The organism is Leifsonia sp. McL0618 (assembly GCF_049994905.1).
Lineage (GTDB): Bacteria > Actinomycetota > Actinomycetes > Actinomycetales > Microbacteriaceae > Diaminobutyricibacter.
Genome location: NZ_CP188258.1, coordinates 2,464,244 through 2,477,842, shown reverse-complemented (window position 1 = coordinate 2,477,842; position 13,599 = coordinate 2,464,244). Strand labels below are relative to the sequence as shown.

Sequence of the window (13,599 nt, the reverse complement as noted above, 5' to 3'; positions counted from 1 at the left end):
ATGAGGGCTAACGCGATTCTCTTCTGGATCCTTGCGGGGTTCTTCCTGTTCTCGGCCGCGCTGTACACGGTGTGGAGCCTCATCTACTACGGCAAGGTCGAGTGGGTCGGAACAGTGGCGCTCACGCTGAGCACCATCCTGGCCACCTTCCTCGCGTTCTACATCGGCCGGTCGCACGCCTCGCAGGGGGGCGAGCTCCCTGAGGACCGAATCGACGCCAACATCGACGACGGCGATCCCGAGCTCGGACACTTCAGCCCGTGGAGTTGGTGGCCCATCGCCCTCGCATTCGGTGCCGCGCTCGTCGTGCTCGGTATCGCCGTCGGTTTCTGGATCGCCTACATCGGTGTGGCCTTCACGATCGTCTGTCTGGTCGGTTGGACGTACGAGTACTACCGCGGGTACTTCGCGCGCTGACAAGCGCACTGCACGCCACTGAGGTATGGGTACTGGGGTGTGGGTACTGAGGTGTGAGTACTGGGGTGTGAGTTCTGAGCGTCGGGTAGGTCCCGACGGCTGGACTCACACCTCAGTGGCGTTGAGACCGGCTTGGCGTGGCGCGAACGTCAGAACGTCCACGGCGACGGTGGCGCTGGAATGGGTGGGTTCTACCGTGTCCGTCGAGTCGTTGCCCACGTCCTGCATGTGGTGCGCCGAAGGCCCCATCGCAACGAGGGAGTCCGCGAGGGCGGCGTCGTAGACGATGTCGAAGACGACCGCCGTGCTTCCTGTGTGGGCGAAGAGCGGCGCCGTGGATTCGATCAACGTCGCGGCCTTGTCTGCCGGTACGTCGAGCATCCGCCCGTCCTCCCGGAGTTCGTGCAGATGCTCCGGGCGCGGGACGACCACCACGAGCGTCCCTTCCGGGGCCAGGATGCGGTAGAACTCGGGCAGGTTGCGCGGAGCGAAGATATTCAGGATCACGTCTGCGATTCCGTCGCGGACGGGCAGCGGTTGCCACGTGTCAGCCACGACACCGTCGATGCGGTCCGCGCTGCGGACCGCGCGTGCGACGCCAGCGGAGGAGAGGTCGAGTGCCAGCCCTCGCGCGGTCGGCCTACTGGCCAAGAGCGACCGGAGGTAGTAGCCGGTTCCCGCGCCGGCGTCGATGACACGGTGCGTCGTCACGAGTTGGTCGAGCGCGGCGTCGAGCGTATCAACGATGGGCGCGTAGGTTCCCCGCTCGAGGACGCGTGAACGGGCATCCAGCATGGCGGGAGTGTCTCCGGCGACCCGGGATCGTGACCCGAGGAGCGTCGCGTAGCCGCGTTTGTTGATGTCGAAGCGATGGCCGTTCACGCAGCCCAGGATGGTCGCTGCGGCCGGCGTGAGCGGTTCGGTGCACACCGGGCACCGGAGCCAGTCTGCGAGCGTCTCAGCTGACATGGTCTCTCCTGCCGCGGTCGTGTCCGTGAAAGACGGATGCGCCGGCGCGATCCAAATCGCAGCCGGCGCATCCGTGCAGTTCGCCAGGACTAGTGGTGACCCGAGCTCGACTCGAGTTCGCCCCTCGTCGGGGGGAGGATGCGGTCTTCGAAGAACCACCGTGAGAGCCCGGACCGCATGCGCGTGCCGATGGTGATCTTGCCTTGTTTGTTCGGACGGATCATCAGGGGCTCGTAGGCGTCGAAGCTCACCAGGCGCCAGCGCTCGTACTCGTCGAGAGGCTCGTGCACCTCGATGAACTCACCGCCGGGCAGCTTGACGATTCGACCAGACTCGAAGCCGTGCAGGGCGATTGACCGGTCCTTCTTCTGCAGGGCGATGCAGACACGTTTTGTGATGAAGTACGCGATGAACGGGCCGAGGATCGCCATCGCCTGGATGGTGTGGATAACACCCTCCATCGTCACCTTGAAGTGCGTTGCGATGATGTCCGAGCTTGCAGCAGCCCAGAGCGCCGCGTAGAAGGTCACTCCGGCTGCACCGATGGCGGTGCGTGTCGCCGCGTTGCGCGGGCGGTCCAGGATGTGGTGCTCACGCTTGTCGCCCGTGATCCAGGCCTCGATGAACGGGTAGAACATCACCAGAACGATGAAGATACCGATGGCGACGAGCGGGACGATGATGTTGAACGACCACGTTCGGTTGAGCCAGACGAACTCCCAGCCGGGTGGTATCAGACGCAGCGCACCGTCGGCGAATCCGATGTACCAGTCAGGCTGGGTTCCCGCGGACACCGGCGAAGGGTCGTATGGGCCGTAGTTCCAGATCGGGTTGATCGTGAAGAGCGACGCGATCAGGGCGATGACACCGAAGATGATGAAGAAGAACCCGCCCGCCTTGGCGGCGTAGACCGGGAGCACCGGGTAGCCGACGACGTTCCCTTCGGTACGGCCCGGAGCGGCGTACTGGGTGTGCTTGTGGACGACCACGAACACCAGGTGGATCCCGATGAAGGCGAGCACGAGCGCCGGCAGCAGAAGGATATGCAATGTATAGAGTCGGCCGACAATGGCTGTTCCCGGGAACTCGCCGCCGAACACCAGGAACGAAGTCCACGTTCCGATGACCGGGATGCCCTTGACCAGACCATCGATGATGCGGAGGCCGTTGCCCGAGAGCAGATCGTCGGGGAGCGAGTAGCCGGTGAATCCTTCGGCCATGGCCAGGATGAACAGCGTGAAGCCGATGACCCAGTTGAGCTCCCGCGGCTTGCGGAATGCTCCCGTGAAGTAGATGCGGAGCATGTGCAGCCCGATGGCCGCAACGAACAGCAGCGCAGCCCAGTGGTGGATCTGCCGCATCAGGAGTCCGCCGCGGATCTCGAACGAGATGTTCAGCGTGCTCGACATGGCCGCGGACATGGAAACGCCCTTGAGCGGGACATACGAGCCGTTGTAGACCACCTCGGCCATCGATGCCTGGAAGAAGAACGTCAGGAACGTTCCCGTCAGAAGGATGACGATGAAGGAGTAGAGAGCGACCTCACCGAGGAGGAAGGACCAGTGGTCGGGGAAGATCTTACGACCGAACTCCTTGACCACACCGGAGAGGCTGGTGCGGTCTTCGATGTAGTTCGCGGCGGCCGCGGTGAACCCGCCCTTTTTGACGGGTGCCACCGTTGGGGTGCCTTCGAAGTGTGCCGCAGATGATGATGCGGCGGCTGACGTGCTCAACTGCGCTCCCAGAAGCTCGGGCCGACAGGCTGGGTGAAGTCACTGCGTGCGATGAGGTATCCATCGGCGTCGACGGTGATCGGCAGCTGCGGCAGTGGCCGCTTCGCCGGACCGAAGATCACTTCGGCCTCGTGCGTGATGTCGAACTGCGACTGGTGGCACGGGCACAGCAGGTGGTGGGTCTGCTGCTCATACAGTGCTACCGGGCAGCCGACGTGGGTGCAGATCTTGGAGTAGGCGACGATCCCGTCGTAGTTCCAGTCCCTGCGGCCGGGGGAGACGTGGAGGTCTTCCGGCTTGAGACGCATGAGGAGAACGGCCGCCTTGGCCTTCTGCTCGAGCGCGTCTTCGCGTTCGTTGAGCCCTTCGGGGATCACGTGGAAAGCCGAACCCAGGGTGACGTCGGCAGCCTTGATCGGGGTGCCGGATGGGTCACGCGTCAGGCGCGTGCCCTTCTTCCACATCGTGTGGGAGAGCAACGTCACCGGGTCCTCGTTCTGCGGTGCGAGTCCGCGGAAGAGCACGACAGCGGGAAGCGGGAAGACGACGAGGGCCCCGATCAGGCTGTTGCGGATTAGCGTGCGCCGGTTGAATCCCGACTCCTCGTCGGCGATGCGGAAGATCTCCGCCGAGCGCTCGATCGTCTGCTCTTTTCCGCGCGTCGGGTGGCGCAGGTCGATGCCTTCGCGCTCGTGCATGAGCGCCTTGCCCCAGTGGACGGCACCGATGCCGATGGCAAGGAGAGCAAGCGAGATGCCCAGTCCGATGAACATGTTGTTCAGGTGGACCGAACCCGGATCGTTGTCTTCGATGGGGAACGCCATGTACGCGGCGATGGCCCAGACGCTGCCGGCAATCGACAGGTAGAAGAGGGTGTAGACGACCCGCTCGGCCCGTCGAGCCTTCTTCGGGTCGAGATCCGTCACCCGCAGGCGATGGGGCGGGAAGCCTGGGTTTTCGACGTGGTCACTGAGGATGACCGCCGTTCCGGGGTCACCATCCCTGTGGACTTCGACGGCCGACGAGCTGGCAGGCGTCAGCTCGTGTCCGCCGTTATCGTCCTGTGCCATTGTTCTCCTTCGTGCGCTGTGTCATGTCAAGTACCGGCTAGTTCGACTTCGCTGTGATCCACACGGTCAGCCCGATGACCGCGCCGACGCCGAAGATCCAGAGGAACAGACCTTCAGCCACGGGGCCGAGCGAACCGAGCTCGAAACCGCCGGGGGACTGGTTCTTCTCGATGTACTTGAGGTAGGTGATGATGTCGCGCTTGTCGGACGGCGAGATGTTCAGGTCGTTGAACACGGGCATGTTCTGGGGGCCGGTGACCATCGCCTCGTAGATGTGCTGGGCGCTGACGCCCTTCAGCGGCGGAGCGTATTTGCCTTCGGTGAGCGCCCCGCCCGCACCGGCCACATTGTGGCACATGGCGCAGTTCACGCGGAAGAGCTCTCCACCGTTGGCTGCATTACCGTTGCCGTCGAGCAGGGACGGGTCGGGGATCGCCGGCCCGGGGGCGAGCGAAGCGACGTAGTCGGAAAGCGCCTTGATGTCGGCCTCGGTGAACTGGACCGGCTTCTCCTGGGCCTGCGGACCCTGCATGGCCATCGGCATGCGGCCCGTTCCGACCTGGAAGTCGACAGCGGCCGCACCGACGCCGATGAGGCTCGGTCCGTTGGTCGTCCCGGTAGCGTTCAGGCCGTGGCAGGTGGCGCAGTTGGCCTGGAAGAGCTTCTTGCCCTGGTCGACGGACTCCTGCGAAGCGGCGGTCGGCTCGGCCGAGGCGGTCGAGGTGTTGAAGGCCGCGTAGGCTCCGCCCGTGAGGCCGAGGCCGATCGCGATCAGTGCGATCGTCGCCAGCGGGTGACGGCGCCCGGCCTTGCGGCCCGAGCGGGTCTGCCGGCGGGTTGCGCCCGTTGTGTGCGTTTTAGCGCGCATGGTGGTGAGGTCTGCTCCTGATTCCTATTTGAGAACGTAGATGACCAGGAAGAGCCCGATCCAGACGACGTCGACGAAGTGCCAGTAATAGGAGACGACGATGGCGCTCGTCGCCTCCTTGTGCCCGAAGGTCTTGACCGCGAACGCGCGGCCGATGACGAGGAGGAAGGCGATGAGGCCGCCGGTCACGTGCAGACCGTGGAAACCGGTGGTGAGGTAGAAAGCGGAGCCATAGGAGTTGGCGCTCAGGGTGATGCCCTCGGTGACGAGCGTTGCGTACTCCATGATCTGGCCGGCGACGAAGATGGCGCCGAGGGCATACGTGAGCGTGAACCACTCGACCATGCCCCACTGGCTCGGCTTCCAACCCACGGAACGGGGCTGCAGGCGCTCGGCAGCGAACACCCCGAACTGGCATGTGAACGAGCTCGACACCAGGATGATCGTGTTCGTCAGAGAGTACGGAATGTTGAGGTGCGCGGTCTCGGCGGCCCACAGTGCAGGTGACGTCGAGCGCAGCGTGAAGTAGATCGCGAAGAGCCCCGCGAAGAACATGACCTCACTGCCTAGCCAGACAATGGTGCCAACTGCCACGACGTTGGGCCGGTTGATTGAGGGCGCACTCGCCGTAGGAGATATTGAGGTGCTCGTCACCGTTCCATTATGGCCGAAAAGCAGTCGGGGTTTTCTCATTCATGGGGCCTGTCTGGACGGTTTTTCCGGTTAGGCTTGCCTTAGTTCGCAGGCTCCAACGCGGTTGGGCACAGCACTGCGCCGCCTCAGTAGGATCGCTGTATGACGGAATCTCCGAGCTGGTCGTCCACCCTCACGTCCCTTCTCGGCGGCGAAGACCTGAGCGTAGCCAACGCGGCATGGGCGATGGAGCAGGTGATGACCGGCAAGGCGACGTCGGCACAGCTCGGCGGATTCCTCGTCGCACTGCGCGCGAAGGGCGAGACCGTCGATGAGATCGTCGGATTCCGTGACGCCATCCTCGAGCACGCCATCCCGCTTCGTATCGATCCGATGGCCCTCGACATCGTCGGGACCGGCGGCGACCGCTTCGGCACGGTGAACGTCTCGACGACGGCCGCGATCGTCGCGGCGGCGGCCGGAGTACCCGTGATCAAGCACGGCAATCGTGCGGCGAGTTCGTCATCCGGCTCCTCAGACGTGCTCGCGGCACTCGGTATCGACCTCAGCCTGTCGGCGGAGAAGGTGGCGGAGGTATTCGGGCGCACCGGGATCACGTTCGCTTACGCATCCGCGTTCCACCCCGGGTTCGCGAACGCGGGGCCCGCGCGTAGCGAGCTCGGCATCCCCACCGTCTTCAACTTCCTCGGGCCGCTCTGCAATCCGGCGCGACCCGAAGCATCCGCCGTCGGAGTGGCCCAGCTCGACCGCGTCCCGCTGATCGTCGGCGTGTTCCAGACGCGCGGCGCGACCGCTCTCGTGTTCCGCGGCGACGACGGGCTCGACGAGCTTTCGACGACAGGACACAGCCACGTGTGGGAGGTCTCACGCGGCCTGGTCACCGAACACGACATCGACCCGAGGGATCTCGGAATCCCGCGGGCGACGATCGCCGACCTCCTCGGAGGCGACGCGGCGCACAACGCCGACGTCGTCCGTGCCGTGCTCGCAGGGCAGGAAGGCCCCGTGCGCGACATCGTATTGCTCAACGCGGCGGCGGGGCTTGTGTCATACGAGCTCGCAGCCGACCCGTCGAGGGTCCAGGATGCCATCCTGGATCGTTTCCGTTCGAAAATGGCGGTCGCCGCCCAGGCGATCGACTCCGGGGCGGCTGCCTCGAAGCTCGAAGAGTGGGTTGCGGCCACACGCTGAAAGGTAGGGTTTCAATGAAGAAGCTCATCAACGACGTCCCCGACGTCGTGGACGAGACCCTCGACGGGTTCGCCCGAGCGCACGCCGACATCGTCACGGTGTCCCATGATCCGCGGTTCGTATCGAGAGCCGGCGGTCCCGTCCAGGGCAAGGTCGGCCTCGTCAGCGGTGGTGGCAGCGGCCACGAGCCCTTGCACGCCGGCTTCGTCGGTCGCGGCATGCTCGACGCCGCGGTTCCGGGCGAGGTCTTCACCTCCCCGACGCCGATGCCGATCGTCGGTGCGACCAAGGCGGCTGACGGGGGCGCGGGGGTCCTCCACATCGTCAAGAACTACACGGGCGACGTTCTGAACTTCGAGACCGCTGCCGATCTCGCGGGCGCGGAGGGGATCAGCGTGCGCGCCGTCGTCATCAACGACGACGTCGCCGTACAGGACTCCCTTTATACAGCCGGCCGTCGTGGTGTCGCCGGAACGGTGCTCGTCGAGAAGATCGCCGGCGCAGCAGCCGAACGCGGAGACGACCTCGACAGCGTGACGGCGATCGCAGAGAAGGTGAACGGCCAGGTCCGCTCGATGGGTCTCGCCCTCGCCGCGGGGACTGTGCCGCACGCCGGCGAACCCGGTTTCGAGCTGGCCGATGACGAGATCGAGTTCGGTGTCGGCATCCACGGCGAACCGGGCCGCGAGCGCATCAAGATGGAGCCGGCGGATGCTCTGACCGATCGGCTCATGACGGCCATCCTCGACGACTTACCATTCGCATCCGGTGACAAGGTGCTGCTCTTCGTGAACGGGATGGGCGGTACGCCTCAGTCCGAGCTGTACATCGTGTTCCGCCGTGCCGCCGAGATCCTCGACGAACGCGGCATCACGCTGGAGCGCTCGCTGGTGGGCAGCCTCGTCACGTCACTGGAGATGCAGGGGGTGTCGATCACGGTGCTCAAACTGGACGATGAACTGACTGCCCTCTGGGATGCACCGGTGAACACCCCGGCGCTTCGCTGGGGCGTCTGAACGGATCCGCTGGGACACACGATGGGAGTGGCGGCATGAAGCTGGACACGACATGGATCGAGACCTGGATGGGAGCCTCGGCGGCAGCGATCGCCGAGAACAAAGCCCTCCTGAACCACCTCGACCGCGAGATCGGCGACGGTGACCACGGTGAGAACATGGATCGCGGACTCACCGCGGTGGTCCCCGCCCTCGCCGCCCTTCCGGACGATGCGACCCCGGCCGCGGCGCTTCGCTCCGTCGCGATGACCCTCATCTCGACGGTCGGCGGCGCGTCCGGCCCGCTTTACGGGACGGCATTCCTTAAAGCAGCTGAGCCGCTCGGCGATGGGCCGGAGCTCGACGGGACCGTGGTGGTCGCGATGCTCACTGCCGCTCGTGACGGGATCGTCTCCCGCGGCAAGGCCGAGTCCGGCGACAAGACCATGGTCGACGCATGGACCCCTGCCGTCGACGCGGCGCGTGCGGCAGCGGCAGAGGGGGCCTCGCCTGGTGCGATCCTCGACTCTGCGGCTGCCGCGGCCGAGGCCGGTGCCGTTGCGACCGAGCCGATGGTAGCGCGCAAAGGCCGGGCGAGCTACCTCGGCGAACGCTCGGCGGGGCATCGTGATCCCGGCGCCCAGTCGACGGCGATCATCCTGCGGGCTGCGGCGACAGTAGCGGGCGATGACTGACGGAGACCCGGCGCGGGTCGGCATCGTCTTCGTTTCGCACAGTACCGACCTCGCCCGCGGAATTGCGGACGTCGCCGGTCAGATGGCACCGTCGGTCGTCCTGGTCGCGGCCGGCGGAACCGATGACGGCGGCATCGGCACGAGCTTCGTGAAGGTCACTTCGGCGATCGACGAAGCGGATGCCGGCGCTGGCGTGGTCGTGCTCAGCGACCTCGGCTCCGCACTCATGATCGCCGAGACGGTGCGCGACCAGCTGCCGGAGGAGCAGCGGTCGCGCGTCGAGGTCGTCGATGCGCCGTTCGTCGAAGCCGGTGTCGCAGCAGCCGTCGCTGCGGAGACACGTGGTGACCTCGGTGCTGTCGTCGCGGCGGCTGAGGGAGCGCGGGAGGCGTGGGACGGGATGCCCGGGAGTGACGCTCCTGCGGCATCCGGTGCCGAGGGCTCGAGCACGGCGCCTGCGTCCGGCATCAGATTCGTTCGTGAGGTGACCCTCCTCAACAAAGATGGACTGCATGCCCGGCCGGCCGCCGAGTTCGTGAAGCTGGCGAACACCTTCGATGTCAAGGTCACGGTCAACGGCAAGGATGCGCGGAGCCTCCTGGGCATCATGTCGCTCGGCCTGAACGTCGGTGCGTCCGCAGAGATCGCGAGCGAGGACCCCGGTGGCGAGGTCGCCGTGAATGCGCTGGCGGAACTCGTGGAGTCCGGTTTCGGGGAAGGCTAGTGTGTCGATCCGAAGGGAATTTCAGTGATGAGGGTCGAGGCGACCGTGGAAGCGAACGGCAGGACAGCGACGGGGATCGAGATCCCGGCCGTCGTCGTCGAGGGGCTCGGGGGAGGGAAACGACCGCCGGTCAGCGCGACCATCAACGGCTACACCTATCGAACGAGCGTCGGCTCGATGGGTGGCCGGTTCCTGCTCCCAATCAGCGCGGAGGTCAGGCAGAACGCCGGAGTCGCGGCCGGAGACACGATCGAGGTCGACCTCGAACTCGACGAAGCGCCCCGTGAGGTCGAAGTGCCCGCCGACTTCGCCGAAGCACTCGCCTCCAATCCGGATGCGGGCACAGCGTTCGGCGCGCTGAACTACAGCAACAAGCGCCGCCTTGTCATGGCGATCGACGGCGCGAAGGCTGCTGACACCCGCCGGCGCCGCATCGAGAAGACCGTCGCCGACCTCGCGGCCGGCACGGCGTAGGGGAGAGGGCGCGCGGCCCGGTCGCTACGATCGGAACGTGGACACCACCGATCTCGAATCCGTGCTCGACGAAGAATTCTCGGGAGTCGTGCTCGTGCGCGAGCGCGGTGCCGTTGTATTCGAAGCCGCGCGGGGGCTTGCGTCGCCGCGGTGGGGCATCCCGAACGCCATGGACCTGCGCTTCGACACCGCATCGATCACCAAACTCTTCACGAGCGTCGCGGTTCTGCAGCAGGTCGAGCTGGGGGCGCTGGATCTCGAGGCGTCCATCCACTATTACGTCGATCTCGCTGGCACCACCATCGGCCCCGATGTCTCCCTGCTGCACCTGCTGACGCACACGAGCGGCATCGCTGATGACGCAGACGAGGAGGCCGGAGAAGACTACGCGGCGCTCTGGGTGGACAAGCCCAGCTATTCCGTGATCGAGACTGCTGACTTTCTTCCGCAGTTCGTCCACAAGCCCCCGCTTGCACGTGCGGGCGTCCAGTGCCGCTACTGCAATGTCGGCTACATCCTTGCCGGTCTCGCTGTCGAGCGTGCGAGTGGGATGCGCTATCGCGACTATGTGCGCGAGCACGTCTTCGCTCGCGCCGGGATGGACGACAGCGGGTTCTTCGACCGCCGCGACGCTGAACCGCGCGTCGCAGAGGGATGGGACCGGGACGCGGACGGCCGCTGGGTCGAGAACATCTTCAGCTATCCGCCGATCGGTTCGCCCGACGGGGGAGCGCACGCGACGGCGTCCGACCTGCTCACGTTCATCGACGCCGCGCGCGGTGGCGAGTTGCTCGGGCGTGAGTTGACCGACGAATTCTTCCTGCCGCAGGTGCAGCACGATTCGAACGTCTTCTATGGCTTCGGGCTCGAGTTCGACGTCGACGATGACGGCGTCGCGAGGTCCTGGTACAAGGAAGGCATCAACGCGGGCTCCTCGGGGATCGTGCGCAGCTACCCCGAGGTCGGCGTCGACCTGGTGGTGCTGAGCAACTCGGAAGAGGGCGCGTGGCCGGTCATCCGGGAGCTCGACGCGCGGATCTAGGTGAACCGCTCCCCAAGCGATGACAGGACCTCTGCCCTCCGACAGAATGAGATCGAACGACAGGGGAGAACCATGATCCGCTTGCTCATCCGTATCGCGATCTTCCTCGTGTCGGCGGCGCTCGGCCTGCTCGTCGCCGCATGGCTGCTGCCCGGGTTCGGTCTCACGACCGAAGGGTTCCTCATCACGATCGTGGTGTTCGCGATCGTTCAGGGGGTGCTTTCGCCCTTCATCGCAAAGCTGGCCGCGCAACACGCCCGGGCGTTCCTCGGCGGTGTCGGGCTGGTGTCGACCTTCGTCGCCCTGCTGATCGCGTCGCTTTTCGCCGGCGGGCTGGTGATCCGCGGGTGGCAGACGTGGATCCTCGCGACGATGGTCGTCTGGCTCGTGACGAGCCTTGCGACGTTCTTCCTGCCGATGGTGTTCCTCAAGAGGAAGGTCGCCGCGGTCCGCGGGTCCTGAGCCTCGGCGTGGTCGACGGCTAATGCAATTATTTGCATAACGTCTGATTTGCTTTAAGGACTCGGTCTCAGTACCGTAGAAATCGCGTTCACGGGGGGGCGCGGTCATCTGTGGGTACTGGGGATCGGGGTTTGTGTGTCGAATATCAACGCGTCGTTTCAGGAGCTGACGGGGAGCGCGGATCGGCTGGTCGCAGGTCGCTGAACGTGTCTGATCTGCACGTCGATGGGTCGCGGCTGCGTGAGGTGTCGGCGCGGATCGTGTCCGCGGCGTCGTCATTGCGGTTCAACGGCGTTTTGAGTGTGCGGGCGGGCGGCGTGCTCGGCTCGCCCGAAGTCGCGTCGGCGCTGCGAGACGGTGCTGTCCAGCAGGATGCGCGTGCCGGGGCTGTCGCGGATGCGCTGCAGGCGGTCGGTGGGTCGCCTGCGCAGGCGGCGGCGTCGTTCGCGGAGGCGGATGCCGGGCTGGCTCGGGTGTTCTGATGTCGGTGAATACGGCGGATCCGGGTGCGGGGGAGCCGGCCGGGATCCGTTCACTGGCGGCGGCGCGGGTGTTGAAGGCGGCGGAGTTGCGGGCGGCGCATGCGGAAGTGGCCGCGGCCGCGGATACAGTGGCCGGTACGGCGTGGCAGGGGAAGGCGCAGCAGGCATTTCAGTCGGCGATGGGTTCGGTGACCCCGGACCTGCTGCCGCTGGCAGAGGGTCTGGAGGCGCAGGCGACCGCGTTGCAGGTGTATGCGGGTCAGGTGCAGCAGATCAAGGACCAGCAGGCTGCGCTGGCTCTGCAGCGATCCCGCGCTCTTTCGGCGTTGGACGTGGCGCAGTCCACGCTGAATGCGTCGCACCTGCTGGATGACCGGGTGCTGGCACAGGAGAAGGCGACGGGCCAGGAGGTCCACAGAAACGACATCCTGCGGAAGAGGGCGCGGCTGGTTGAGCGGATCGAGGGGGAGGAGGCGGTACTGCGCCGGGTCGACGCCCAATGGGATGACTTGGTCACCTGGAGGCGGCACGCCGACCGGGCCTGCATGGGAGCGTTGACGACACGGGAAGTGTTGGGCAACACTGGCAGCTCAGCACCGGCGGAATCCGCACCTCCTCGCCCGCCGCGTTGCTCGGGATGCTGGCCGGCTTGTCGGCGACCGATCTTCGGGCGTTGCTGGCGGCGCATCCGGAACTCGCCACCAAACTCGGCAGAGCGGACCCGCAGGCGGTCGCGGACTGGTGGCACAGTCTCGACGGGCCGGACGGTGGCCTGTCGGATGCGCAAACGGCCTTGGTGGTCGGGATCCCGGCGGTGATCGGTGCGTTGAACGGTGTGGGCTGGGATGCGCGCTACGCGGCCAGCAAGCTGAACATCCAGGTCGCGAAAGCGGCGAACGAGAAGAAGATCGCTGCCCTCCACCAACAGATCGACGACCTGGCATCGTTTCGCGGCACTACTCTGGCACGCGCGGAGCTGGTGCATCAGATCGCCGGCCTGGAAGCACGCCAGGCCACCTACACCACCATGGAGGGACGCCAGGTTTTGCTTTTCGACCTCGCCGGCAACGGGCGCTATGTCGAGGTACACGGCACCCTCACCGCGAGCACCCGCAACATCGGCGTGATCGTCAACGGCACAACCCTCAACATGGACACCGTCCTGGGTTATGACAAGCGAGCAGCGAACTTCCAGAAGGAGAATCGCGACCACAACGACGACAGTCTGGTCACGGTTACTTGGATGGGAGGCGATTTTCCTGACTGGGGGACCTACACGCGTACAACAGAACTTTCCGGCATGGCGAACGCAACCGGCCGTGCCCTTGCCGAATTCGTAGACGGTGTCCGCGCTGTGACCGAGGCGCGTTCCGTAATTGTTGGCCACAGTGCCGGGGGTGGGATCGTCGGCGCAGCCGAGAAGGTCGGTCTGTCGGCCGATGCGGTCATTCAGGTGTCCAGTGCCGGGGCCGGTCCGGATGTGCACTCGGTCCAGGATTATAAGAACCCGCAGACACCCCGATACACCCTGACCGCGCCAGACGATCCAATTACTCCGTTTCAGGGATTGTTCTGGGGAACCGGCCCGTTTGGTGCGAACACCGAAGACCTCGAAGGGGTGACCGTCCTCGACTCCGGCCCGACGCCTCTGGCCGGTCTGCCGGTCAACCCCTGGGCGCACGACGCTGTCTTCGATGCAGGAACACAAGCCTGGAAGAACATCTACTACGTGATGGTTGGGGAGTCTCCGCAGACGGGCACCTGGCTTGCTCCAGGCCCGTTCGGCGAACGGCCGACGCAGGTGTATTGAGTGTGCGTATGCA

At 65.7% G+C, this 13,599-nt stretch carries 15 protein-coding genes; 10 read left to right on the top strand and 5 right to left on the bottom strand.

Translation table 11 applies throughout. The annotated features are described in order from the left end of the window. Entirely contained in the window at positions 1 to 417 is a 417-nt protein-coding gene (locus ACPPVQ_RS11870; RefSeq protein WP_426515299.1) for a cytochrome c oxidase subunit 4, read from the top strand. A gap of 105 nt (positions 418 to 522) precedes the next feature. Here the strand turns inward: ACPPVQ_RS11870 and ACPPVQ_RS11865 are convergent, their stop codons facing one another. The 5 genes from ACPPVQ_RS11865 to ctaE form a co-directional block, all read right to left on the bottom strand. Further along, positions 523 to 1,386 carry a putative RNA methyltransferase gene (locus tag ACPPVQ_RS11865; protein ID WP_426515298.1) on the bottom strand — a complete coding sequence of 288 codons (864 nt, stop codon included), beginning with the start codon at positions 1,384 to 1,386 and terminating at the stop codon, positions 523 to 525. A gap of 89 nt (positions 1,387 to 1,475) precedes the next feature. After that, entirely contained in the window at positions 1,476 to 3,062 is a 1,587-nt protein-coding gene (qcrB, locus tag ACPPVQ_RS11860; protein ID WP_426515297.1) for a cytochrome bc1 complex cytochrome b subunit, read from the bottom strand. A gap of 53 nt (positions 3,063 to 3,115) precedes the next feature. Beyond that, the gene (gene qcrA, locus ACPPVQ_RS11855) at positions 3,116 to 4,189 is read right to left on the bottom strand and encodes a cytochrome bc1 complex Rieske iron-sulfur subunit (RefSeq protein ID WP_426515296.1); all 1,074 of its coding nucleotides are present in this window, start codon (positions 4,187 to 4,189) and stop codon (positions 3,116 to 3,118) included. A gap of 37 nt (positions 4,190 to 4,226) precedes the next feature. Continuing rightward, complete coding sequence (gene qcrC / locus ACPPVQ_RS11850; protein ID WP_426515295.1) at positions 4,227 to 5,057, bottom strand: cytochrome bc1 complex diheme cytochrome c subunit; 831 nt, start codon at positions 5,055 to 5,057, stop codon at positions 4,227 to 4,229. A 24-nt stretch (positions 5,058 to 5,081) separates the two neighbouring features. Continuing rightward, the gene (gene ctaE / locus ACPPVQ_RS11845; protein ID WP_426515294.1) at positions 5,082 to 5,750 is read right to left on the bottom strand and encodes an aa3-type cytochrome oxidase subunit III; all 669 of its coding nucleotides are present in this window, start codon (positions 5,748 to 5,750) and stop codon (positions 5,082 to 5,084) included. A 102-nt stretch (positions 5,751 to 5,852) separates the two neighbouring features. Between ctaE and trpD the strand changes: the two genes are divergently transcribed. The 9 genes from trpD (at position 5,853) to ACPPVQ_RS11800 (ending at position 13,586) form a co-directional block, all read left to right on the top strand. Beyond that, on the top strand, positions 5,853 to 6,902 hold the full coding sequence (trpD, locus tag ACPPVQ_RS11840) for an anthranilate phosphoribosyltransferase (protein WP_426515293.1): 1,050 nt from the start codon (positions 5,853 to 5,855) through the stop codon (positions 6,900 to 6,902). Positions 6,903 to 6,916: 14 nt separating this feature from the next. After that, a complete protein-coding gene (gene dhaK / locus ACPPVQ_RS11835) occupies positions 6,917 to 7,918 on the top strand; it encodes a dihydroxyacetone kinase subunit DhaK (protein ID WP_426515292.1) in 1,002 nt (333 codons plus the stop codon). A 35-nt stretch (positions 7,919 to 7,953) separates the two neighbouring features. After that, the gene (gene dhaL / locus ACPPVQ_RS11830) at positions 7,954 to 8,592 is read left to right on the top strand and encodes a dihydroxyacetone kinase subunit DhaL (protein ID WP_426515291.1); all 639 of its coding nucleotides are present in this window, start codon (positions 7,954 to 7,956) and stop codon (positions 8,590 to 8,592) included. Beyond that, positions 8,585 to 9,316, top strand: a complete 732-nt coding sequence (gene dhaM, locus ACPPVQ_RS11825) for a dihydroxyacetone kinase phosphoryl donor subunit DhaM (protein ID WP_426515290.1) — start codon at positions 8,585 to 8,587, stop codon at positions 9,314 to 9,316. Before dhaL ends, dhaM begins: the two co-directional genes overlap by 8 nt. 27 nt (positions 9,317 to 9,343) lie before the next feature. After that, positions 9,344 to 9,790, top strand: a complete 447-nt coding sequence (locus tag ACPPVQ_RS11820; RefSeq protein WP_426521242.1) for a YdeI/OmpD-associated family protein — start codon at positions 9,344 to 9,346, stop codon at positions 9,788 to 9,790. Positions 9,791 to 9,827: 37 nt separating this feature from the next. Further along, the gene (locus tag ACPPVQ_RS11815) at positions 9,828 to 10,832 is read left to right on the top strand and encodes a serine hydrolase domain-containing protein (protein WP_426515289.1); all 1,005 of its coding nucleotides are present in this window, start codon (positions 9,828 to 9,830) and stop codon (positions 10,830 to 10,832) included. Positions 10,833 to 10,904: 72 nt separating this feature from the next. After that, positions 10,905 to 11,294, top strand: coding sequence for a phage holin family protein (locus ACPPVQ_RS11810; protein ID WP_426515288.1), 390 nt, complete (start codon positions 10,905 to 10,907; stop codon positions 11,292 to 11,294). Positions 11,295 to 11,500: 206 nt separating this feature from the next. Beyond that, a complete protein-coding gene (locus tag ACPPVQ_RS11805; protein ID WP_426515287.1) occupies positions 11,501 to 11,776 on the top strand; it encodes a hypothetical protein in 276 nt (91 codons plus the stop codon). A gap of 649 nt (positions 11,777 to 12,425) precedes the next feature. Continuing rightward, positions 12,426 to 13,586 carry a hypothetical protein gene (locus ACPPVQ_RS11800; protein WP_426515286.1) on the top strand — a complete coding sequence of 387 codons (1,161 nt, stop codon included), beginning with the start codon at positions 12,426 to 12,428 and terminating at the stop codon, positions 13,584 to 13,586. Positions 13,587 to 13,599 lie beyond the last annotated feature (13 nt).